The sequence below is a fragment of the Arthrobacter sp. 10N43 genome (assembly GCF_056394525.1).
In genome coordinates, this window is record NZ_JBFTIA010000001.1 from 357,176 (window position 1) to 378,350 (window position 21,175).

General features: G+C 65.2%; 16 protein-coding genes and 1 pseudogene. 4 read left to right on the plus strand and 13 right to left on the minus strand.

Annotation, left to right across the window (positions count from 1 at the left end):
• Position 1: 1 nt before the first annotated feature.
• Genes AC1DDO_RS01605 through AC1DDO_RS01640 form a run of 8 tightly spaced genes read right to left on the minus strand, consistent with a single transcriptional unit; the run spans position 2 to position 7,653 of the window.
• Positions 2-985, minus strand: a complete 984-nt coding sequence (locus AC1DDO_RS01605; RefSeq protein WP_476866472.1) for an NAD(P)-dependent oxidoreductase — start codon at positions 983-985, stop codon at positions 2-4.
• Between the two features lie 21 nt (positions 986-1,006).
• Entirely contained in the window at positions 1,007-2,527 is a 1,521-nt protein-coding gene (locus tag AC1DDO_RS01610; RefSeq protein WP_476866473.1) for an aldehyde dehydrogenase, read from the minus strand.
• Positions 2,528-2,537: 10 nt separating this feature from the next.
• Positions 2,538-3,641: a mandelate racemase/muconate lactonizing enzyme family protein gene (locus AC1DDO_RS01615; protein WP_476866474.1), complete on the minus strand. Its 1,104-nt coding sequence runs from the start codon at positions 3,639-3,641 to the stop codon at positions 2,538-2,540.
• Positions 3,642-3,646: 5 nt separating this feature from the next.
• Positions 3,647-4,204 (minus strand): formaldehyde-activating enzyme, encoded by a 558-nt coding sequence (gene fae / locus AC1DDO_RS01620; protein WP_476866475.1) that lies wholly within the window; start codon positions 4,202-4,204, stop codon positions 3,647-3,649.
• Positions 4,205-4,206: 2 nt separating this feature from the next.
• A complete protein-coding gene (locus AC1DDO_RS01625; protein WP_476866476.1) occupies positions 4,207-5,142 on the minus strand; it encodes a glycine betaine ABC transporter substrate-binding protein in 936 nt (311 codons plus the stop codon).
• A 33-nt stretch (positions 5,143-5,175) separates the two neighbouring features.
• Entirely contained in the window at positions 5,176-5,961 is a 786-nt protein-coding gene (locus tag AC1DDO_RS01630; RefSeq protein ID WP_476866477.1) for an ABC transporter permease, read from the minus strand.
• Positions 5,958-6,995, minus strand: a complete 1,038-nt coding sequence (locus tag AC1DDO_RS01635) for an ABC transporter ATP-binding protein (protein ID WP_476866478.1) — start codon at positions 6,993-6,995, stop codon at positions 5,958-5,960. Before AC1DDO_RS01635 ends, AC1DDO_RS01630 begins: the two co-directional genes overlap by 4 nt.
• Entirely contained in the window at positions 6,988-7,653 is a 666-nt protein-coding gene (locus AC1DDO_RS01640) for an ABC transporter permease (protein WP_476866479.1), read from the minus strand. Before AC1DDO_RS01640 ends, AC1DDO_RS01635 begins: the two co-directional genes overlap by 8 nt.
• Before the next feature lie 140 nt (positions 7,654-7,793).
• Between AC1DDO_RS01640 and AC1DDO_RS01645 the strand changes: the two genes are divergently transcribed.
• Positions 7,794-8,711 carry an IclR family transcriptional regulator gene (locus tag AC1DDO_RS01645; RefSeq protein WP_476866480.1) on the plus strand — a complete coding sequence of 306 codons (918 nt, stop codon included), beginning with the start codon at positions 7,794-7,796 and terminating at the stop codon, positions 8,709-8,711.
• A 92-nt stretch (positions 8,712-8,803) separates the two neighbouring features.
• Here AC1DDO_RS01645 and AC1DDO_RS01650 read toward each other — a convergent pair.
• Positions 8,804-11,298: pseudogene (locus AC1DDO_RS01650) on the minus strand (CocE/NonD family hydrolase).
• Positions 11,299-11,419: 121 nt separating this feature from the next.
• Here AC1DDO_RS01650 and AC1DDO_RS01655 point away from each other — a divergent pair.
• Entirely contained in the window at positions 11,420-12,058 is a 639-nt protein-coding gene (locus AC1DDO_RS01655) for a TetR/AcrR family transcriptional regulator (protein WP_476866481.1), read from the plus strand.
• A gap of 179 nt (positions 12,059-12,237) precedes the next feature.
• Here the strand turns inward: AC1DDO_RS01655 and AC1DDO_RS01660 are convergent, their stop codons facing one another.
• Positions 12,238-12,726, minus strand: a complete 489-nt coding sequence (locus tag AC1DDO_RS01660) for a hypothetical protein (RefSeq protein ID WP_476866482.1) — start codon at positions 12,724-12,726, stop codon at positions 12,238-12,240.
• 662 nt (positions 12,727-13,388) lie between these two features.
• Between AC1DDO_RS01660 and AC1DDO_RS01665 the strand changes: the two genes are divergently transcribed.
• Positions 13,389-14,249 carry a response regulator gene (locus AC1DDO_RS01665; protein ID WP_476971290.1) on the plus strand — a complete coding sequence of 287 codons (861 nt, stop codon included), beginning with the start codon at positions 13,389-13,391 and terminating at the stop codon, positions 14,247-14,249.
• A 135-nt stretch (positions 14,250-14,384) separates the two neighbouring features.
• Here AC1DDO_RS01665 and AC1DDO_RS01670 read toward each other — a convergent pair whose 3' ends face one another.
• The 3 genes from AC1DDO_RS01670 to AC1DDO_RS01680 form a co-directional block, all read right to left on the minus strand.
• Positions 14,385-15,782, minus strand: coding sequence for an MFS transporter (locus AC1DDO_RS01670; RefSeq protein WP_476866485.1), 1,398 nt, complete (start codon positions 15,780-15,782; stop codon positions 14,385-14,387).
• A 116-nt stretch (positions 15,783-15,898) separates the two neighbouring features.
• Positions 15,899-17,431: a hypothetical protein gene (locus tag AC1DDO_RS01675; protein ID WP_476866486.1), complete on the minus strand. Its 1,533-nt coding sequence runs from the start codon at positions 17,429-17,431 to the stop codon at positions 15,899-15,901.
• 64 nt (positions 17,432-17,495) lie between these two features.
• The gene (locus AC1DDO_RS01680) at positions 17,496-20,270 is read right to left on the minus strand and encodes an MGH1-like glycoside hydrolase domain-containing protein (RefSeq protein WP_476971291.1); all 2,775 of its coding nucleotides are present in this window, start codon (positions 20,268-20,270) and stop codon (positions 17,496-17,498) included.
• A 363-nt stretch (positions 20,271-20,633) separates the two neighbouring features.
• Between AC1DDO_RS01680 and AC1DDO_RS01685 the strand changes: the two genes are divergently transcribed.
• A complete protein-coding gene (locus tag AC1DDO_RS01685) occupies positions 20,634-21,146 on the plus strand; it encodes an SRPBCC family protein (protein ID WP_476866488.1) in 513 nt (170 codons plus the stop codon).
• Positions 21,147-21,175 lie beyond the last annotated feature (29 nt).

Sequence of the window (21,175 nt, forward strand, 5' to 3'; positions counted from 1 at the left end):
GTCAGGCTCCTTCTGTTGCGGCGCTGGTGCCGGTGCGCAGCTGCACGCCGATGGCGTCTTCGTAGAGTTTCACGGGGGTCATCTCGCCGGCCATATCGCCGTAGAGGGCCCTGGCCCGGCGGTAGAGCTGTTCCACGAGGGAGGACAGTTCCACCGGGACGCCCACAGAACGGGCCAGGTCCACCGACAGGCCGAGGTCTTTGCAGGCCAGGGCGATGGCGAAGCCCTCGTCGTAGTCGCCGTGGTTGAGGATGGACAAGACGTCGTTTTGGACGAAGTTCGAGTTGGCCGGGCTGGCAATGATGGCCTGGCGGAGGACTTCGAGATCCACACCTGCTTTGACGCCGGTGCTCAGGACTTCGGCCGTGGCCACAAGGTGGGAGAACCACAGCTGGTTGATCATCAGCTTCACGGCGTAGCCGGCACCGTGGCCGCCGACGTGCAGGATCCGCTCGGGGTCGCCCATGGCTTCGAAGACCGGGCGGAGCCGGTCGACGTCGCCGGTTTCGCCGCCAATGAAGATCTGCAGCATGCCGCTCGCGGCGCCCACGGCCATGCCGCTGACCGGGGCGTCCAGGACGCGGATGCCGCGGGCGGCGCCGGCCTCGCGGACCCTGTTGGCCACATCGGGAACGGAGGTGGACATGTCCACCCAGGTGCCGCCGTCGGGCAGTCCGTCCAGAATGCCGCCGGGAGCCATCGCCACCGATTCGACGTGTTTGGGTGTGGGCAGCATGGTGATTACGACGTCGGAGCCGGCGGCGACGGCCGCGGCGCTGTCCGCCCACTCGGCGCCGTTGGCGAGCAGATCCGCGGCGGATTCCTTGCGGACGTCGTTGACGATCAGCTGGAAGCCGGCCGCCTGCAGGTTCCGGGTCATGCCGGAGCCCATGTTGCCCAGGCCGATGAAGCCGATGCGGGCGGTTCCGGGCAGCAACGGCTGGGTTCGGGCGCTGACGGAGGGCTGGTGGGTTGTTGCAGTCATATCAGGTCTCGTTTCAGGAAGTCAGGCATCGTCCAGGGCTGCATCGCCGAGGTTGATCCAGGTGGTTTTCAAAGCCGAGTAGGCATCCAGGGCGTGCAGCGAGCGGTCCCTGCCGAAGCCGGATTCCTTGAAGCCGCCGAAGGGGGTAATGATGTCGGCGACATCGAAGGTGTTCACCCAGACGGTCCCGGCCCGCAGTTCGCGGGCCGCCGCGTGGGCCTTGGTGATGTCCTGGGTCCAGATGCTCGCGGCCAGGCCGTACTTGGTGTCGTTCGCCATCCGGATGCCCTCCGCGGCGCCCCGGAAGGTGCTGACGGCCAGGACCGGTCCGAAGATTTCCTCCTGCCCGATGCGCCCGGCGTTGTTGACCCTGTCCAGGACCGTGGGTTCGAGGTAGTAGCCGGTTTCGACGCCTGCCGGCCGGACTTGGGTGCCGCCGCTGGCGACGCTGATGCCCTCGGAATCGGCGATTTTGTAGTAGCCCAGAATGCTTTCCAGCTGGCTGTCGTCGATGATTGCGCCGATCTGGGTGGCGGGGTCCAGCGGGTCGCCCAGTTGCAGCGAGCGGCCCACTTTGATGACCTCTTCCAGCAGTTCGTCGTGGACGCGTTCGTCCACCAGCAGGCGTGATCCGCCGTGGCAGGTCTGGCCGGCGTTGTAGAAGATTCCCCAGGCGACGGCGGAGGCACAGGCGGCGATGTCGCCGACGTCGTGCAGCACCACTTGGGGCGATTTTCCGCCCAGTTCCAGGGCCACTTGCTTGCCGTTGGACTCCGAGGCGTAGCGCTGGAAGTACCTGCCCACCTCCGGGGACCCGGTAAAGGTGATCTTGTCCACCAGCGGGTGGCGGCCCAGGGCGGCGCCGGCCACTTCGCCAAGGCCGGGGATGACGTTGAAGACGCCGTCGGGGACGCCGGCTTCGCTGGCCAGTTCGGCCAGGCGGAGGGCGCTGAGGCTGGTCTGCTCGGATGGTTTGAGGACCACGGAGTTGCCGGCGGCGAGGGCCGGGGCAACCTTCCACGCCGTAATGATCAGCGGGTAGTTCCAGGGCACCACGGCCCCGATCACGCCGAGCGGTTCACGGGAAATGATGGCGAGGGCGTTGCGCGGGGTGGGCGCGACGTCGTCGTAGATTTTGTCCAGCGCTTCGGCGTACCAGCGGAAGGTGCGGGCGCAGCTGGGGACGTCGACGCCGAGGGCGTCGCTGATCGGGTGGCCGCTGTCGGTGGATTCGAGCAGCGCGAGTTCCTCGAGATTTTCGAGGATCAGGTCGGCGAGCCGGATCAGGACCTGCTGGCGGTGCCGGCGGTCGGTCCGCGACCATACCCCGGATTCGAACGCACGGTGGGCCGCCTGCACGGCGTCGTCGACGTCCTGCTCGGCTGCGGCCGCCACGTGGGCGGTCACGGAACCGTCCCGGGGTGACACTGTGGGGAAGGTCCCGGCGTCGTGTGCGCTGCGGAAACTGCCGTTGATGAACAGTCCCGTGGCCGGCCGCTGGGCGGCGGCCCGTGCGATCCAGTCGTTTTTTGTTGCTGTCATTGCCTGTTCCTTAGACCGTGTATTTCTTGACGGCGTCGTAGTCGATGACGGCGCCCAGGCCCGGCAGGTCCGGGACCCGCAGCGTGCCGTCGCTGTCGATGTCCAGCGGCTCCATGAAGAAGTCGCGGCGCTCCGGGGTCCACCCGGGCGGATCGTACGGGAACTCCAGGTATGGTCCGGCGTCCACGCCGGCAGCCACGTGCAGGTTTGCCAGCAGTCCGAGGCCGTTGCTCCAGGTGTGCGGGGTGAAGAAGCGGTGTTTGAGGTTGGCTGTTTCGGCCACCTGCCGGGCCCTGTACATGCCGACGGCGAGGGCGACGTCGGGCTGGTAGATGTCGTACGCGTCGGCTTCGACCAGGGCCATCATTTCGCCCATGCTGCGGACCATTTCGCCGCCGGACACCTGGATGCCGGTCTGTTCGCGCACGCGCTGCGCGCCCTTGATGTCGGCCTGCGGGAGGGGTTCTTCCAGCCAGCGGACGTCGAGTTCGGCCAGCTGGGAGGCGAGTTTGTGCACTTTGGACAGTTCCAGGGCCGGTTCGATGTCACCGCTCATGCGCCACATCTGGTTCAGGTCCACCATGAGGTCGAAGTCGCTGCCCACGGCTTCGCGGGCGGCCCGGACAGACTCAACGCCTTCTTCGAGGCGGTCCCGGGCGATGCGGATCTTCATGGCCTTAAAGCCACGGTCTTTGGCCGCCAGCGCGGATTCTGCCCGGGCGGCCGGTGCCTTCAGTTCGCCGGACGAGGCGTAGGCCAGCAGCTTGTCGCGGGCGCCGCCGAACAGGGTGGCGACCGGGAGTCCGGCTACTTTGCCGATGATGTCCCAGAGTGCGGCTTCGAGGGGCCAGTAGCGGCCGCCGTGGAAGTTGATTGTTTCGATCCGGCGGACCTGGTTGAGGATGGCCATCGGGTCGGTGCCGATGAACAGGTGCTCGTAGGCGTCGAAGCCGTCCATGGTGTCGCCGGAGCCGACGCCGGTGATGCCTTCGTCGGTGTCCACTTCCACCAGGGTGGCGGGGAAAGAGGTCCGGGGCTCCGGGTCCCAGGCCGCGCTGAAGGGAGGGTCAAGGGGCAGGACCATGCGGGTCAGCCGGATTGCGGTGATCTTCATTGTTGTCAGCCTCGCGGAGTGAAGAAGGGGTTGGACGGGGAGTTGCGCGCGTCAATCACAGCCGCCGTGGCGGGGAGCCGGTGTGCACCGTTGGCGAGTGCGGTGCGGACGGATTCGCGGTTGTTGCGGTAGACGGCTTCTTCGTCGTCGGCGTCGGGGTTGACCCACACCGCCGCGATGACTACGTGTGAGTCGGCCTGTTCCACGGTGACGGTTCCGGCGGCCAGCGCGTCGGCGACGCCGGCAGCGATGCCTGCCTGCGCCGCGCCCCAGATCAGGAGGCCGTGCCTGTCGCTGGCGGGGGCCGCCTTTGTGACGAAGAGGGTCAGCGGCTTGACCGGGAGGGATGGCCGCAGGACGGTGACGAACGGGACGTGACCCGCGCTGGGTGTGGCGAGTGCCGTTGCCCAGGCGGTGCCGGCGGGCCCGTTCCTGTGGCCCAGAACGGTGTTCACGTGGGCTGCGTTGGCGCCGTCGCCGATGAAGGATTCGCCGATCTGCACGTCTGCCTGGTTCGCGTGCTGCGTCTGCGCCTGGCCCTCGGTCTGTGTTTGGGTGGTCATGGTTAGATCAGTCCCTCGGATTCGAGCCATTCCTTGGCGATTTGGTCCGGATCTTCTCCGTCGACGTCGGCCTTGGCGTTGAGCTGCTGCATGACTTGGGTGGTGAGCTTCGGGGAGACCTTGGCCATGATGTCGGCGATGGCCGGGTACTTGGCCAAGACGTCAGCCTTGATGGTGAGGGCGCCCTGGTAGATGGGGAAGAAGTGCTTGTCGTCCTCCATGACCGTGAGTTTCAGGGCCGCGATCCGGCCGTCGGTTTCGAAGACTTCGCCGAAGTTGCAGTCCTGGCCCTTCTGGGTGGCGGTGTAGATGACGCCGGTGTCCAGCATGGAGACTCTCGCCTCCGGGCTGAGCCCGTACTGTTTCTGCAGTCCGGGCCAGCCGTCGTCGCGGGTGGAGAATTCGCTCTCCATGCAGAAGGTCTGCTCTTTCGCCGGGAGTTTCGCAACGTCGGAGAGGGATTTGATGTTCAGTTCCTTGGCTTTGTCTTCCCGGATGGCGAAGGCGTAGGTGTTGTTCAGCGGTGCGGGGTCCAGCCAGGCGATGCCCTTCTTGGCGTCGGCGGCCTTGACGGCGTCGAACATCTCCTGCTTGTCCTTCAGCGGGGTGGTCTGCTTGTTGTAGGTGATCCAGGACGTGCCGGTGTACTCCCAGTAGCCGGCGAACTGACCGGTTTCAAAGGCGGTGCGGACGTTGGCTGAGCCCACCACGCTCGTGTTGGTGGTGGTTTCGGCGCCATGGGCGTTGAGCACCTGGCTGGTGATGTGAGACAGGATGAACTGCTCGGAGAAGTCCTTGGCGCCGAAGACGCCGGTCAGCCCTGCCAGTTCCTTGCCTTTGCCGTCGCTGGTGGCGGAGGAGGCGGATCCGCCGCAGGCGGTGAGGCCCAGTGCGGCGACGACGCCGGTGGCCAGGAGGGCGAGAACGGGTTTCTTCATGATGGGGTCCTTTGGGGTGGTGGGAAGCAAGGGTCAGGTGCCTTTGGGCTTGAGGAGGTCCTCGGCGAGGCCGGCAAGCCAGTCGATGGTGAGGGCGATGCAGGAGACAACTACGGCGCCGGTGATCAGGACCGGCCAACGCTGAAGTTTGAGGCCGTTGACGATCATGTCGCCCAGCCCGCCGGCGTTGATGAAGGTGGCAACGGTGGCCACCCCCACGCAGAAGACCAGGGCGGTGCGCAGTCCAGCCACGATCACGGGGATGGCCAGCGGCAGTTCTATCCGGGCGAGGACCTGCAGCGGGCGCATGCCCATCCCCCTGGCCGCTTCGGTGAGGCTTGAATCGACCTGCTGCAGGCCCACCAGGGTGTTCCGCAGGACAGGGAGGACGGAGTAGGCCACCAAGCCCACCAACGCCACTTCGAAGCCGAGTTTCCAGACGATGGCCAGCAGGATCACCAGGCCGATGGCCGGCGTGGACTGGCCCACGTTGGCGACGCCGAAGACCACGGCGTGGACGGTTTTAGAGTGGATCCGGCTGAGCGCGATGCCGGCCGGGATGGCAATGGCGGCCACGATCGCCGACGCCACCACCGTCAGCCGCAGGTGCTCGAAGGTCCGGTCCTGCAGGTACTGCCAGTTCAGGGTCCGCAGCTCAATGGAATCCAGCGAGAGCGAGGAAATCCACAGGAACAGGGCAAGGAGGGCCACGGCGATGACGATCGGCGTGCCGAACCGTTTGACGGAGAAGTACTTTCCGCGCCGGTTGGACGCTGTTCCGAATGCCGTGGAAAGGTCGCGGGTGGCCTGGGCTGTCATGGCCGGACTCCCCCGGCAAGGGCACCCGCGGCAAGGGCCGGTGGAAGGATCTCTGCGCCCAGAACGGCAGAGATCCTTTCGATGTCGATAGACCCAACCACCCGGCCCTGCGCGTTGATCACGGCCACGGGGGTTCCGCCGGAGAGCACCAGGGAGTCCAGGGCGTCGCGGAGGGAATCATTGACGCTGACTTCGATGGCTCCGCGGACGGCGACGCTCGGGCCCAGGTCTGCCTGGTGGACGGGGATGAGGCCGAGGCGCTTGAGGGCCGCGCCCTGGCCAACGAACTGGGAGACGTAGTCGTTGGCGGGGTTGGCCAGGATGTTCGCCGGAGTATCGAACTGCTCTATCTGGGAGCGTTCGGACAGCACCGCGATCCGGTCTCCCAGCCGGACTGCCTCATCGAAGTCGTGCGTGACGAAGACAATCGTTTTGCTCAGCTTTTCCTGCAGCCGAAGGAATTCGGTCTGCAGTTTTTCCCGGGTAATGGGGTCTGTGGCGCCGAAGGGCTCGTCCATGAGCATGACGGGCGGATCGGCGGCGAGGGCCCGGGCCACGCCGACGCGCTGCTGCTGGCCGCCAGAGAGCTGCCTGGGGTAACGGGAGGCGTACGTTTTGGGGTCGAGTTCGACAACGGAGAGGAGCTCTTCGACGCGGGCCTGGGTCTTGTTCCTGTCCCAGCCGAGCAGTCTGGGGACCACGGCGATGTTCTCGGCGATGGTCATGTGGGGGAACAACCCGATCTGCTGGATCACGTAGCCGATCCGGCGTCGGAGTTCGTTCGGGTTCAGGGAGAGGACGTCTTGGCCGTCGATGGTGATGGACCCGGAGGTGGGCTCGATGATGCGGTTGATCATCTTCATGGTGGTGGTTTTTCCGCAGCCTGACGGTCCCACGAACATGATCAGTTCACCGGGCGCGATGTCCATGGAGAAGGAGTCGACGGCGGGCCCCGCCTGGCCGGGATAGGTCTTGGTGACGTCTGTGAGGACGATCCGGGCGCCGGCGGCCGGACGGGAGATGGATTCAGACACGAAGTCCCCTTGAGGTAGTGAGGCGGCGGATGAGCACAAACGCTCCATCCAGCAGGAGGGCAAGGACGATCACGCCGACGGTGCCGACGATCGCGAAGTTGAGGGCGTTTTTGGAGCCGAGGCTGGACAGGCCTTTGAAGATCATTTCGCCCAGGCCGGGGCCGCCCACGTAGGCCGCGATGGCGGCGATGCCCATGGAGAGCTGCGCGGAGACGCGCACACCGGTGAGGACAACGGGCCACGCCATGGGCAGCTGGACGCGGAAGAGGGTTTTGACCCTGCCCATGCCCATGCCGAGGGCGGATTCGGAGACGGCGGGCGGCACCTCACGCAGGCCCACCACGGTGTTGCGGATAATGGGGAGCAGTGCGTAGAACGCCAGGCCCACCACCGTGGGGGTCCAGCCGAGTCCGAGGACAGGAATGAGGATTGCCAGCAAGGCCATGGACGGGATGGTCAGGCCCACGCCCGCTCCGGCAATGGCGACCGAGCGGCTCACGGGCTTGTCCCAGACAAGAACTCCGATACCGACGCCGACCACCGTGGCGATCAGCAGGGAAACCAAAACAACCACAAGGTGCTCGGTGGCGGATTCGGCGATGTCCGCCGATCTCTTCGTGAGGAACGTACCGAAGTCCGAGAAGAACGAGTCGTTCAACGTGATCCTCCTTTTCACTTCGTCGGGTCAAGGATCATGGCCCACATCTGCGTGAGCCGTGCCACAACCGTAGAGCCACGGTTCCCTTTTGCGCAATGCGAGTTGTTGATATGTCAACGCGGCATTGGTAGGGTCATCCTGTGACTGATTCTTCGAACCGCACCCCTGGAACAACCGCCCGTCCCGCGCGCCGCAACTCCTCCGGACTTCGGCGCGACCTCGAATTGCTGGAGATCCTGGGCTCCCCCGAAGCCGTCGCCGCCTCAGGCCTTGGCGTGAGCAAGGTCGCCGAGATCGCCGGCCGGGACAAGGCCCAGGTCTCCCGCACCCTGGCCACGCTTGCCGAAGCCGGCCTGGTCAACAGGGATCCGGAAAGCCTGCTGTATACCCTCGGCTACGGGCTCTACGCACTGGCCGCCAGGACCGCCGAGGCCAGGATGGTCAGCGCATCCGCGCCGTACCTCAAACGGGTCTCCGCTGCCACGCACGAAACGACGCACCTGTGCGTGCTGCGCGGCGGCACGGTGCTGACGCTCAAGAGCGAAATGTCCAACCACACCTACCGGGCCCTGGGGTGGGAAGGTGTCAGCGTCGATGCCTGGGGAACCTCGGCGGGCAGGGTCCTGGTGAGCGACTGGGACCAAATCGCTCTCCGCGACTGGTATGACAGCCACGCCGACCAGGCTGCCGGGCCCCACCGACCCGCACAACAGGAACTGTCCCCGTTGGCGCTGGAGGCAGGCCAGGGCGCGGCAACAGGACACATTCCTTCCAAAATCAGGACCTTCGAGGACCTCTGCGAGGAGATCGCCCTCATCCGCCGGCGCGGCTATGCCGTGGTGGACGAGGAGTTTGAACTCGGGGTCGTCGGCGTCTCAGCACCCGTGTACGACTTCAAGCAGCGGGTCGTGGCCGCCTTCAACGTCAGCGCCCCCAAACAACGCTTCGGCCGCCACCTCGAGCAGGCCGGAGCCCTCGCGGCAAAAGTCGCCTTGGAGTTTTCGGCAACCCTTGGCGCCCCCAGCGGAACCATCCCGGCTATTCAGGTGCGGCGGTGAAGACTGGAACCGCCAATACCGAGCAGCCCCATGGTGCAGCTCACACGATATGGGCCCGGCTCTAAGTGGTCTGCAGACCCCGCGCCTGAGGCTCACGACACCGCTGACTCGGGACCGGTCTGCGCGGCCGCCGCCCTGAGGATCCACGTGCGGAACTCCACCGCGAAGTGTTCCAGGTGCTGCTGGATTACATCCGGCCCGCAGGTGACGGGCAACGTGACCGAAAGTATCGCGGTGAACCCGTCGGGTTCCTCATTGAACGCGTTCGCGATCGAGCCGACGACGGTTCCGTCTTCGAGGAGCATCTGGGATCGGCGGCCGGCCGGCTTCGCGGTGGTGCCGGACGGCAGCGTCTCCTCGACCACGACGCTGTCATCCCACTCGCGCATGAAGAATGAGCAGACGTACTCCCCGAGCGTTTCGACGATGTTCACGGCGCGTCCCGGCTCCGCGTGAATCGAGTAGTGCTCTGGATGTCCTGCCAGCATGACGTCCTCGCGGCCGAAGGCGTGTGCGAGCCAACCGGTGAACTGCGCTGCCGTGATGCCGTGTGCGCGGAGCCTTGTGGTACCGGTCGTCTCCTGACCGCCGGAACGTTCGACGTTGGTCCGGAGGAAGGCGTCGCCGGCCGCGATCTCGTCGCGCAGGAGTTCCACAAGATATTCGCGGCCGAGCTTCCCCTTCAGCAGTCCCAGTGCTCTGCGGGCGGAGAACAGTTCGAAGCCGTCGATGCTGTCGTCGGTGTCCTCACCGACGAGGCGCACCCAGTGGTCTGGCGCGGATTCCACGGGCGCGTTGGTGTCGATGTTCATCGTGGTCCATCCGTCCTCCGAGCGCTCCAGCTGCGGTTCGAGGTCCTGGATGGGCAGCTGCAGGTACGAGGCGTGCTCGCCGCCGGTGTGGATGACGTGCCTGCCGGTGTTGGCGCCGACGTACTCGCGGATAGCCGGCATCAGGGTGCCGAGCAGGTTGCGGGAGCTGATGATGAAGCGCAGTTGCTCGCCGGGGTGGAACGCGAGACCGATTGGGAACAGGTCGATCTCGATCTCGACGATTTCGCCGGGCGAGAGCTTCTGGACCCGGTCGAAGCTGTGCGCCGGGATGTCGGTCGTAGTCAGTGCTTCATCGAGGTGGCGCGCCGAGACGCGCAGCCGCCCATCGGATCCTTTGTACCTGAGGATGGTCGCTCCGTGGTCGGTGAGGTCGTGGGCCATTGCGCTCTGGTTGGGGACGGTGAAGGCCTGCAGTGGGGTTCCGTAGGCGTCGAGCTTCTGCACCAAAACGAACAGGTCCATGTCGTCGGCGCCGTCGGCTTCGACCCAGAGGTGCGCTTGGGGTAGCCGACCATCACTGTCTCCTGATCGAACCGGGTCAGGAATGAGACCGCGTTCGGGTTAGCTGCAACGTCGTAGCCTGCCGTGGACTCCCGGGCCGGCACGTCGGTGGTCAAGGTGCGCGAGCGGGCGTCGAGGTAGAACTTCGTGGACACGACGTCCTTTGGCGGGAATGCGTCCGCGGGTACCCCGGTCTGGTCGCCGCCTTCGAGGTCGAGGACTGAATAGCGCACACGCGGCGTGGTTTCCCAGCCGTTGTTCTCATCTTTCAAGTAGCGGTCGAAGAATCGGCGCAGGTCCTCTACGTTGGCTTCGTCGTAGTAGTCCGGCCATTCCTGTCCGTTGTGGATCCGCAGCCATTTTTCCTCTGAAGCGATTCGGCGCCAGGCGCGGAACGTTCCCGCCGTGTGGAGTGTGTTCGAGTAGCTGGCCACGATGTACGCCGGTACGGTGATGCGGTCAAAGGCGGGAATCTTGTTCTCCCACAGCTCGTTCATCAACGGGTAACGCGCCGCTTCGGAGAGGATGTCTTCTTTCTGGTTCCTACCGAAGAAGCTGCCTTCCTGCAGCTGCTGAGCGAAGCCGGTATCGGGCATGCCGCCGCGCATCACAAGATCACGGTAGACATCACTCACGCCCTCCCACGGGTTGATCGCCGCCAAGTGTGGTGGCTGCTCGGCCGCTGTGAACCACTGAGAGGCGGCCAGGTAGGACGTTCCGCTCATGCCCACCTTGCCGGAGCACCAGGACTGTTCCGCGAGCCACTCGATCAGGTCGTAGCAGTCGCGCCCTTCCTGGCGATCCCAGAGCACGCTGTCGCCCTCGGAGTCGACCACGCCGCGGATATCTGGGTTGCAAACCGCGTACCCCCGCGCGCACCAGTAGGCCGGATCCGGGGCCTCGAACTTTTCCAGACCTGAGACGATGCTGTTGTCCAGGCCTACCAGGCCGAAGACCCCCATCACGCTGGCAGAGGTTCCTTGGCCTTTGCCGTACGGGCTCCACGCCACGATGACCGGCACGATTTCAGCACCGACGGGACGAAATACGTCGACGTGGATCGTCACACCGTCGCGCAAGTCGACGGCAACATCCTTCTCGAAAACAACATCGACCGGCAGAGGCCGGAACTGAGGCGCTACCTGGAAGCCCGCCTCCAGCGTTCGGGTGCCCGGATCGAAGCCGGTCAGCAGGCCCGTGCGGGCTGCCGGCAGCGGATGGGATGGGACGAATATCTTCTGCTCTGCGCTCATAACGGGCTCCTTTTGGCTCGTGCCCCTGGGACAACTCTCGATTCGATGCGAGCGTACGCCGTCTCAGTCAGTTAAATCAACAGCTGTTGAGAAAACTGTCGGATCGAACTAGATTTGGGGTATGACGATCAACGACAACACGGCACCCAAGGTGCGCCGGGGGCGGCGGCCCGGAACGTCGAACACGCGCCAGGACATACTCGAGGCCGCTCGTGCACGTTTTGCGAACGACGGGTTTGCCGCCACTACGATTCGGCTCGTTGCCGCGGACGCCTCGGTGGATGCATCCCAGGTGATGCAGTTCTACCGCTCCAAGGACGAGCTCTTCGCCGCCGTCATGGCCATTCCGCCCGAGGCGCTTGAGCGGTTCAATACGGCGTTCGAAGGGCCCGACGACGACCTGGGCGAACGGGTCGTCCGCGCCTACCTGGCCGCTTGGGAGGGGGCGCAGGAAGTGTCGGAGCCCCTCATGGCGATGCTGCGCGGTGCGATCGTCAACGAAAGCGCTGCCGAGCAGCTGCGCAGCTTCATCCAGTCCCGGCTCCTCGAGGGAACCCGCCAACGCATGGACACCGACGCCGCGCTGCGCGCGGGCCTCGCCTCATCCATGCTCGTCGGTGTCGTCACGGGCCGGCAGATCATCGGCGTACCCACACTCCTCACGGCAGGAACCGAAGAACTCGTCGCTGTCCTGGCCCCGGCCATCCAACAAATCCTGGTACCGCAACCGCCTCGAGCCGAGCCGGCCATCCGCCCATGAGTCCGTTCGACGCCCACGTGTACTGACGCGAAACTCCCGCCCATCGAAGCGGGGCCGGACGCGAACTCTGCGCCAAGCCCCTCGCGTGAAGTGATCGCCGGGCGACGTTCGCTAACGTCGCGGAGACTCGGCAGCCTGGCCGCCACTCGGGTCTGGCGTCCCCATGCCCTCTGATTGCCTCAGGGCTGGGCCTCTGTGGAGGCGGCGTACGCGTCGGGGTCCGCGCCGCCGGTGCGCCTCACGTCGGACGGCACGGGCTCGTCGTCCGGCCGGTGAAAATAAAGCCACGCCGCGACTCCTGCAGTCACTGCGACAGCTGCCACCCCGGCAATCATCCATGCTTTCCCGGATGCCGTCTGCCACGACGCAACCCTGGCGGGTGCCTTAGCTGGCGGAACAACTTTCGGTGCAACGCGTTTCAAGCCCTCCTGAACACGGGGAGCCAAAGTTTCCACTCCGCCGGCGAGCTCTTCAGCGAGCCGCCGAAGACCGGTCTGGATCATCGGGGAGGCAGACTCAATCCCGGCATCGAGCCCCGCCACCACTCTTTTCAATGCCGCCTCGACCTCGGGAGTGGCCCACTCCCGTCCTTGCGTGAGCTGAGACACGAGATTCTCTGAAAGATGGCGGACCTGATCCGCCTGGGCCGTGGGTTTTGACGTGCGCATGAGGGCCTCCTCGATGTGATGGATTCCCCTAGCCTACGGCGGCCAGCGCCAGCGAAACAGGCCCCCGCCGCCGTCAAACCCGATGGACGCCGCAAGGTGCCCGAGATAACCGAGACCGCCGCCGTCGCCGATCTTCAGTCAGCAGCAGCGCAGCTGAGGTACCTGATCGACGCCGGAATCGGCGTCGACCTGGATGACTACGGGACAGCTTATTCGTCCCCGGTCATCTCGCGGCCCCTTCCCCCCCCGACCAGCTCGACACTGCTCAGCGGGAGAAACAGGCAGGCTGTCACCGACGGCCCACCAACCGGCTGCCCTCTCCTGTTCACGCAGCGTTCACGCCCCGGGCGTAGGCTGGCCGCGTGAAAGAGTTCACAGACGACACCGGCATCCCGTCATGGATCGGGCATCAGGCTGGACCCACCTGCGGACCGGCCAGGCGGTGACCGCAGCCGATTAAGGACACCCTGCGAGCGCCGGAACCATCGATGACATCACCCCGGATGCACTCATCCTCGGGGTCAGGCTGCCCGGGGCCTCCCCGCGCCGCCTGTTCATGTGCACTGACCAGGTGCAAATCCTCCCCATCCACTCAGGCCGCGTGCATCGGGGCGAACCAAGCGCCTCCGGGTCAAGTGAGCCCAGGACTGGAAGGGCATGTCATGGCCGACCCAGGCACACTTTTCAACCATTTGACCTCCGGGCACGGCGTCTTCCTGCTGGACGACCACGAAGTCGTCCGCTTGGGTCTGCGCCGCCTTCTTGCACACGCCGGAATTCCCGTGCTGGGCGAAAGCGCATCCGCGCGGCAGGCGGTGCGGAGGATTCCGGCCCTGCGCCCGCAACTCGCCATCCTTGATGATCACCTCCCGGATGGCACCGGCGCCGACGTGTTCAGGGCTCTCCGGGCCGCCGACCCGTCGATCCGCTGCCTCATCCTGGTCGACACGGCGGACGAGGACGCATTGACGGCGGCGGTGCTCTCCGATGCCTGGGGATGCCTGTCCAAGCAGGATGACAATCGCGAACAGCTGAGGTTGATCCGCCGGGCACTGGCCGGGGGCTTGGCCTTTAGTAACAGGTTCCGGCACCTTCTCCAACAGAGCGGGACCTCCCCTCGGAATCTGCCGCCGGAGAGCAAGCTCCATAGCCTGACCAGGCAGGAAACAAATGCTGTCATAGGCCTCGGTAAAGGGATGAGCAACCGACAGATCGCTCAGGACCTGAAAATCACCGAGAAGTCCGTCAAGAACCTTGTCGCCAGCGCCCTGGCCAAGCTCGGGATGGTCGGCAGAACCCAGGCCGCCGTCCTTATCGCTACCTCGGCGGACCGGACACATGGGCCAGGCTACGGCTACCTCCGATCCTCTGAGATGACCGCCCGAGCCGCTGCCGCGCTGGAGAACTGCACCCACGATGGCGCGGTACCGATCGATGATGCCTCCCGAGCCAAAGCCCTTGGCGCCCTGGCAACGGCACTTACCGATTTCAGGACCGTCCGCAACTGGGCCGAGATCCGCTGAGATGGCTACTACCCCGGCGGCCTTCCCGGGAGGCCGCCCGTCGAACACCCTAGGCGGGTGGCCCGGGATCCGTGATGGCAATGCCCGAGATCCCAGGCGGCCCCGCCATGAAATAGCTGCCCCCTGATTCGAGGGTCAGTCGGGCGGGGCGTCGGACTTCGCAGGGACCAGGTTGACGGGGAGCATGAACGCTGCCACGAGACCGACGAGTCCCAACACGGCGAGGGTGATCATCGCGGCACCGTAGGACCAGGTCAGGAGGATCGTCCCCGCCACGGCGGTGCCGATCGATGAGCCCAGGTTCGACACGCTGCGCGACAGACCGGAGATCTCACCCTGCAGCTCGTCTGGGAAGCTCGACTGGACCAGGTTGACGGATGGGGTCAGCATCGCACCCACTCCCAGCCCGATCAGCAAGAGCCCGGGGGCGAAGGCCCATGCGGTCGGATTCCCTTGCACCATGGCGATGAGCAAGGCGATCCCGCACAGCGTGACGCTGAAGCCGACGATGACCAGAGTGCGTTGGGTGTGCCTTTTCGCGAGCCGCTCTGCCGCGATCGATGAGACGAGGATCCCGGCGGTGGCCGCCGTAAAGATCACACCGGTCTCGATCGCGTTGTACCCGCGCACGACTTGGAGGTAAGCCGACACGGTGAAAGAGGTCCCCAGCAGGATCAGCCATTGCACGTTCTGCGTGATGAGGCCGAGATTCGATGTCCGATTCCGGAAAAGCCCGGTGGACAGCAGCGGCTGCTCGCCTTTACGCTCCTTGGCGCGCACGTGGGCGAAGAACCAGAGCAGAAGCAGCGCTCCGGCCACCATGAAGACCACCATCAGCAACAGGTCGTTGTCCGCCAGCATGATGCCGGTGACGAAGACCACCAGACCAGCGGCAGAGAGGACAGCCCCCATGGAGTCGAACGGCTGACTCGGATCCGCAGGCAACGGGTCCTGCACTGCGCGGCGGCTCAGCAAGATGATGATCACGATGATCAGTGCCTGGAAGATGAAGGCCGCCCGCCAGCTGATCGCGGTGGTGATGAGCCCGCCAATCAGCGGCCCCGCGGCCGCCCCGATTCCTCCCATGCCGCTGATCACTCCGAAGGCCCAGGCACGGGAGGTCACGTCCGCGAACAGCATGGTCGTCAGAATATAGACCGGTGGGATCAGAAGGGCCGTACCGATACCTTCAAGGATCGAGTTGCCGACTATCAGCACGAACAGGTTCGGCGCCGCCGCACTCATCACCGCACCGACCCCGTACAGCGAGAGGCCGATGATGAATAGTCTCTTGCGACCCCAGATATCCGTCAGCTTGCCGCCCGGAATCATCAGCGCGGCCATGACCAGCAAGAAGATCGTGATGGCTGCCTGGATTCCTTCGACGGTTGTGTTCAGATCCTTGCTCATGTCGTTGATCATGACGTTCATGTTCGAGCCCGCGAAGCTGCAGATGAACTGCGCCAAGGCGAGCGGCACGAGGACCCTGCGCAGTTCCTGCTTCGTCCGTCCCGTGACGATGTTTCCGGCCATTCCAAACTCCTTTCGAGGTGTCCGCGATGCCTCCCACGGCCGACCGTCGGAGCGCTGGAGTGGGAGGGTGGCGACCGTCTTACCGGACGGCACAACGGCAGGCGCCTAGGGGCCCTTCAGTCGTTGTTGCCGCGTTCTGGCGATCGGTCGAGGCGGAGCAGATGCCATTGCCAGGCCTCGAGTCGGACGAACAGCCCGTCGCTGAGATCGTTACCGGCGCGATCGAAACTTATTTCCCGGGTCGGGTCCGTCAGCTGCCACCGGTGACCGCGCAGATCCGGCCACGGTGCCCTCACATGACCTGTTGCGGGCGCATCGCTCAGATTGACCACGATCAGCCACCGAGTGGCACCGTCCCAGCTCCAAGCGACGAGATTTTCGAAGCTGTTGTCCCCCGGCCACCCCGACCGTTCACACAATTGCCAGTGACCGTCACGAAACGTCGGGTCAGCGACAGCTGCCAAGAGCCGGCGGTAAAAGGCGGCCAGCTGGTCATCGACCGGCTCGGTGGGGAAGCGACCGAGGAACACCGGAAGGCGTACCCGCCACCCGAGCAGCTGGCCGTGGTGAATGAGCCGTGCCCCGGTCTGGGTCAGTGCCGTCACCGCCGCAGCCTCTTGGCGGCCGGCCGTGAACGCCGACGCGGCCCGGGGCTCGTCGTGATTCTCCACGAACCGGACGAGGGCGTTCTGATAAGCGGGCTCGGCCAGCAGGTGGAGCCTCACCTCGTCGGCACTGCCGGCGAGAAGGCGGTCATACAAACGCTTGTCGTAGCAGTAGTCGAAGCCCTGCTGCATGAGAGACCACTCAAGATCCCAATAGGCTTCCGCGATGAAGGCGAAACCGGGGTGGCTTTCACGAACGGCGCTGATCACTGTAGGCCAGTACTCCGAGCTCGGTGCAGGACCGACCCGAGATCCCCAAGTGCGGGCGAAAATGTCGTTCATGACCAACATCGCCATGTCGCAACGCACCCCGTCGCACTGATCGGCGATCGATTTCACCGTCTCCACCGCCGCCGCTCGCAGGGCGGGGTCGAAGGCGTTGAGCTGCACGACGTCGGGCCACGCCGGGAAGTAGGGGTCCCGCCCGTTGGCGAGCACCCGGCCGCCCACCTCGACGAAGGACGCCGGATCGAGGTCCCGATCCGCGGCGGTCCCCTGTACGAAGAGCTCGGGTGTCCCCGTGGTCCACGGATGATCCGGGGCGACATGGTTGGGCACGAAGTCCAGGATCAACCGGACACCTCGCTCCGCCAGCTCTTCCCGGGCGGCGGAAAGCCCGGCCGGGCCACCCAGGCGGTCATCGACCACATAGTCCCTGACGCAGTACGGCGACCCGACGACATCCTCGGCACGCCAATCGGGAAGAGCTGCCTGGAAATCGGACCGCAGGGCCGGGTTTTCCAATGCGATCCTGATTCCGGCGGGGCTGCGACGCCAGACCCCCATCAACCACACCGAATCGAACCCCAGACCTGCAATCTCGTCCCAGTGCCGTTTCGGGACGGAGCCCAGATCGATTTGCGCGTTTTCTTCGACGCTGATTGATTCGAGCCAGGCCCATGTGTTGATCTCGTAGATAAACGGGTGGGCCACTGGTGGCGACAGCCCCGGTGGTCGGACCGCCACTACCATCTCGTCCATCATCGTGCCGTCGCCCCTCATGGCTCTCCGGAAACGGCCTTGTCCCTCAGGATTGTTTGACATCGGTTCACGGCTCCGTTTCCGGTGGTCCGGTCGTGGCGGTCGGTCCCGAGTTGTCCTGATTGTCCGGGCTGTCTGGATCGTCCGTGAATGCCATCCGGTAGCTCTGGCGGGGTGGGTCGAGGAGGAGGTCCGCGACCAGAGCCGTCCATCCGGTCTGGTGCATGGCACCGAGTCCGGCCCCGTTGTCGCCGTGGAAGTACTCGTAGAAGAGCAGGTTGTCCTTCCACGCGGGATCGTTCTGCAACAGGTCGACACCCCCATAGACCGGTCTGCGTCCGTCCGGGCCCGGGAGCCAGATGCTCACCAGCCGATCGGTCAGGTCACCGGCTATCTCTCGCAGGGTCAGGTGGTGGCCGGAGCGGGTGGGATATTCGACGGTGAAGTCGGGGCCGAAGAACTGGTCGTACTGCAGGAGTGCCCGGATGGTGAGGTAGTTGACCGGCAGCCACACCGGTCCCCGCCAGTTGGAATTGCCGCCGTACATCGCGGTCCGCGACTCGGCAGGTTCGTACTGGATGGTCGCGGTGGGGAGCCCCGGAACCGTGTAGGGCGTGTTGTGCCGCTTGGAGATCGATCGCAGCCCGTGGGGAGACAAGAATGCCTCCTCGTCGAACAGGGTACCGAACAGCCGGACGAGCTTGTCCATCGGGAGGACTGACAGCAGCGTCCGCCGGGAGTCCCCGGTGCCGCGCACCTGCCACTCGAGAATCTGGTGCCGGTCCGTCTGTTCCAACCGGCTGGCGAACCGCTTCCGCAGCCGGCGGTTCCGGTCCGTGTCCTGGGTAGGGAGCACCACCGCGGGCAGCGCAGGGATCAACCCGACGAGGGTCTGCACCTTGATCGGAACGCTGATTCCATAGGGGTCGGTGAGCCGGTCATAGAAGAAGCCGTCCTCGGTGTCATAGCAGCCTGAATCCTCCAGCGCGTCCATGATCAGCACGGTCTGTTCCAGGAATTTCACGACCATGTCCTCATAGACATCGTCATATTCGGCGAGTTTGGTGGCCAGGGTGAGCATGGCCACGGAGTAGTACGCCATCCACGCGGTGCCGTCGGCCTGGTCCAGCTTAAAGCCGGGCGGCAGGTGTGAGCGGTCGATCGGGCTGATGTTGTCCAAACCCAAAAAGCCGCCGCCGAAGAGGTTGTTCCCGTCGGGGTCCTGCCGGTTGAGCCACCAGGTGAAATTCAGCAGCAGCTTGTTGAACACCCGTTTCAGGAAGTGCAGGTCGGTGCCACCGTCGATGACGAAGACCCGGATGGCGGCCAGCGCATGGACGGGTGGATTGACATCGTCGAAGCTCCACTCATACGACGGCAGCGCACCGTTCGGATGCTGGAACCACTCCCGAAGGAGCACCAACAGTTGGTATTTGGCGAACGCGGGATCCAGGTGGGCCCAGGTGACGGCGTGAAACGCCAGATCCCAGGCCGCGAACCACGGGTACTCCCACGGGTCGGGCATGGCCAGCACGTCGAAGGAGTCCAGGTGCCGCCACCCCGTGTTCCGGCCGTTTCGATGCCCGGCCGGCGGCGCCGGTTGGCCGGGGTCACCGTCCAACCACCGGTTCACCCGATACGGGTACATCTGCTTGCTCCAGATAAGCCCCGCGCAGGACTGCCGCATCACCCGCATCGGCTCGGGGCCGATCTCAGAGGGGGCAATCGCCGCGTAGAACTCGTCCGCTTCCCGTTCCCGGTCTGACATGACGTCATCGAAATAAGAGTCGAACCACTGGGCCGGGGCTGGGGTTTGGTCCGGGATCGGCCGGTGCAGCCGCAGCCGCAGCTCGGTCCGGCCACCGCCCGGCACGGTCACCTGATACCACCAGGCTGCCTTGGTCCCCTGATGTTGCGGATTCACGGTGTCCGCGCCGGAGACCACGTGATCGTTGATGCCGTCCTTGGGATAAGCGGTGACCGGTGCCGCCCCGAACAGTCGGGCCGTGTTCGTCTCGTTGTCGCAGAACAACGCCTGCGGCCGCACTCCCTCCTTGGTGGGAACGGCGTCGAGCCTGTAGCCGGACAGCCGTGGGTGCTCGACGGCGACCCCGTCGCCGTCCAGGAACAACGACGGCGCCTCACCGCCGTTGACCCGCCACGTGTTGCGGAACCACAGGGTGGGCAGCACCGAAAGTACCGCTTCCTCGGAGGAATGGTTCTCGATGGTGATCCGGGCAAGTACCTCGGTCGGTGAGGCCTTCGCGTACGCGACATCCACGGACCAGTACCGGCCGCCGTCGAAGACGCCGGTATCCATCAACTCGAATTCGGGTTCGTCCCGGGACCGACGGGCGTTCTCGTCGATCAGCCGCTGATAGGGAAATGCTGCCTGCGGGTAGTGATACCGCCACCGCAGCCATGCATGGCTGGGCAGCGCATCCGGGTACCACCAGTATTCCTTGACGTCTTCCCCATGGTTGCCCTGCGGCCCAGTCAGCCCGAACATCCGCTCCTTAAGGATTGGATCGGCTCCGTTCCACAGCGCCAAACCCAAGCACAGGTCGTGGTGAATATCGGACAGCCCCGCCATGCCGTCTTCGTTCCACCGGAACGCACGGGACCGGGCTTGATCATGCGGAAAATACTCCCACGCGTCGCCGTTGTCGCTGTAGTCTTCCCTAACCGTGCCCCAGGCCCGCTCCGACAGGTACGGCCCCCACTCGTACCAAGGATTCGCCTCGAACAGGACGTCCTCCGCCGCGCCCGTGGCCTCGGCCAGCCGGGCATGTTCAGCGGTCACATCTCGAGGTGCAGCGGGCGGAATCGTGTCGTCGGTCATGACGTCCTCTCAGGAAGCGCTGACAGCCGAACTTCTCAAGACAGGCCCCGATGGTGACCCACGATCTTGGTCACCATCGAACTTCAACGACGCGATACGCCGCGCCAGGTGTGCCCATTTAGCCCGATGTTATCAACCGGAACATCGCTCCGGTCGCTCCGGAGCAACTATTCACCTGACGTTCACATCGTCCAAGCACTAGTGGACTTTGAGTGGCTGGATGGGCGTCAAAATGACCCTCAGTTGGGTCTGGCTCCGGCGGACTTACATGAGCACCCTGCTTCGCGGACCGTCGCGCAGCTCACATGACATGGGTGCGAATCCTTGATGATGCGGCTCAGGCCGACGGATAAACTTGCAGGCATGGAATCGTTCGAGGCGGAGGCCCTTATCCTTGCCGGGACTGGCACGGTGTGGGACGTCATCACCGACGGGGGCAATTTCCCGGTCTGGGATTCCGGGATCACAGAAGTCAGCGGCGAGGTGGGCCACGGCGAGCGGATCCGGGTCCGGACCCGCGACGGCGGCAAGCGGACCTTCCGGCTCCGGGTCGATCAGACCCCTGGAGCGCGCATGACATGGACCGGCGGGCTGCCGCTTGGGCTGCTTCAGGTCGAGCGGACTTTCTCGCTGACGGATTACACAGGCATGACCCATCTAAGGGTCAAGGACTCGGCCGCAGGTCCGCTGCGGGGTCTGGTCCGGAAAACGGCGCCGGGCACCTACCCGGCCCTGACCGGGTACGTCGACGCCGTCAAATTCCGGGCCGAACTGATCAGTTTCCACCTCGAACGCGGGGTCTTTCCCCGTCCGTCCCAGATGACGCGGTCGGCCCCAGGCGATACGGGACCGGCAGCCGCCGCGGCTCGAAGTTAACCACCCTACGCCGTCAATAGTCAGCGGCA

What these genes read in the sequence shown, in the direction of transcription:
- AC1DDO_RS01615 (WP_476866474.1), bottom strand. Translation starts at nt 3,641, where the DNA reads ATGAAGATCACCGCAATCCGGCTGACCCGCATGGTCCTGCCCCTTGAC.
- AC1DDO_RS01605 (WP_476866472.1), bottom strand. Translation starts at nt 985, where the DNA reads ATGACTGCAACAACCCACCAGCCCTCCGTCAGCGCCCGAACCCAGCCG.
- AC1DDO_RS01675 (WP_476866486.1), bottom strand. Translation starts at nt 17,431, where the DNA reads ATGATGGACGAGATGGTAGTGGCGGTCCGACCACCGGGGCTGTCGCCA.
- AC1DDO_RS01630 (WP_476866477.1), bottom strand. Translation starts at nt 5,961, where the DNA reads ATGACAGCCCAGGCCACCCGCGACCTTTCCACGGCATTCGGAACAGCG.
- AC1DDO_RS01660 (WP_476866482.1), bottom strand. Translation starts at nt 12,726, where the DNA reads ATGCGCACGTCAAAACCCACGGCCCAGGCGGATCAGGTCCGCCATCTT.
- AC1DDO_RS01685 (WP_476866488.1), top strand. Translation starts at nt 20,634, where the DNA reads ATGGAATCGTTCGAGGCGGAGGCCCTTATCCTTGCCGGGACTGGCACG.
- AC1DDO_RS01610 (WP_476866473.1), bottom strand. Translation starts at nt 2,527, where the DNA reads ATGACAGCAACAAAAAACGACTGGATCGCACGGGCCGCCGCCCAGCGG.
- fae (WP_476866475.1), bottom strand. Translation starts at nt 4,204, where the DNA reads ATGACCACCCAAACACAGACCGAGGGCCAGGCGCAGACGCAGCACGCG.
- AC1DDO_RS01655 (WP_476866481.1), top strand. Translation starts at nt 11,420, where the DNA reads ATGACGATCAACGACAACACGGCACCCAAGGTGCGCCGGGGGCGGCGG.
- AC1DDO_RS01670 (WP_476866485.1), bottom strand. Translation starts at nt 15,782, where the DNA reads ATGGCCGGAAACATCGTCACGGGACGGACGAAGCAGGAACTGCGCAGG.
- AC1DDO_RS01665 (WP_476971290.1), top strand. Translation starts at nt 13,389, where the DNA reads ATGGCCGACCCAGGCACACTTTTCAACCATTTGACCTCCGGGCACGGC.
- AC1DDO_RS01625 (WP_476866476.1), bottom strand. Translation starts at nt 5,142, where the DNA reads ATGAAGAAACCCGTTCTCGCCCTCCTGGCCACCGGCGTCGTCGCCGCA.
- AC1DDO_RS01680 (WP_476971291.1), bottom strand. Translation starts at nt 20,270, where the DNA reads ATGACCGACGACACGATTCCGCCCGCTGCACCTCGAGATGTGACCGCT.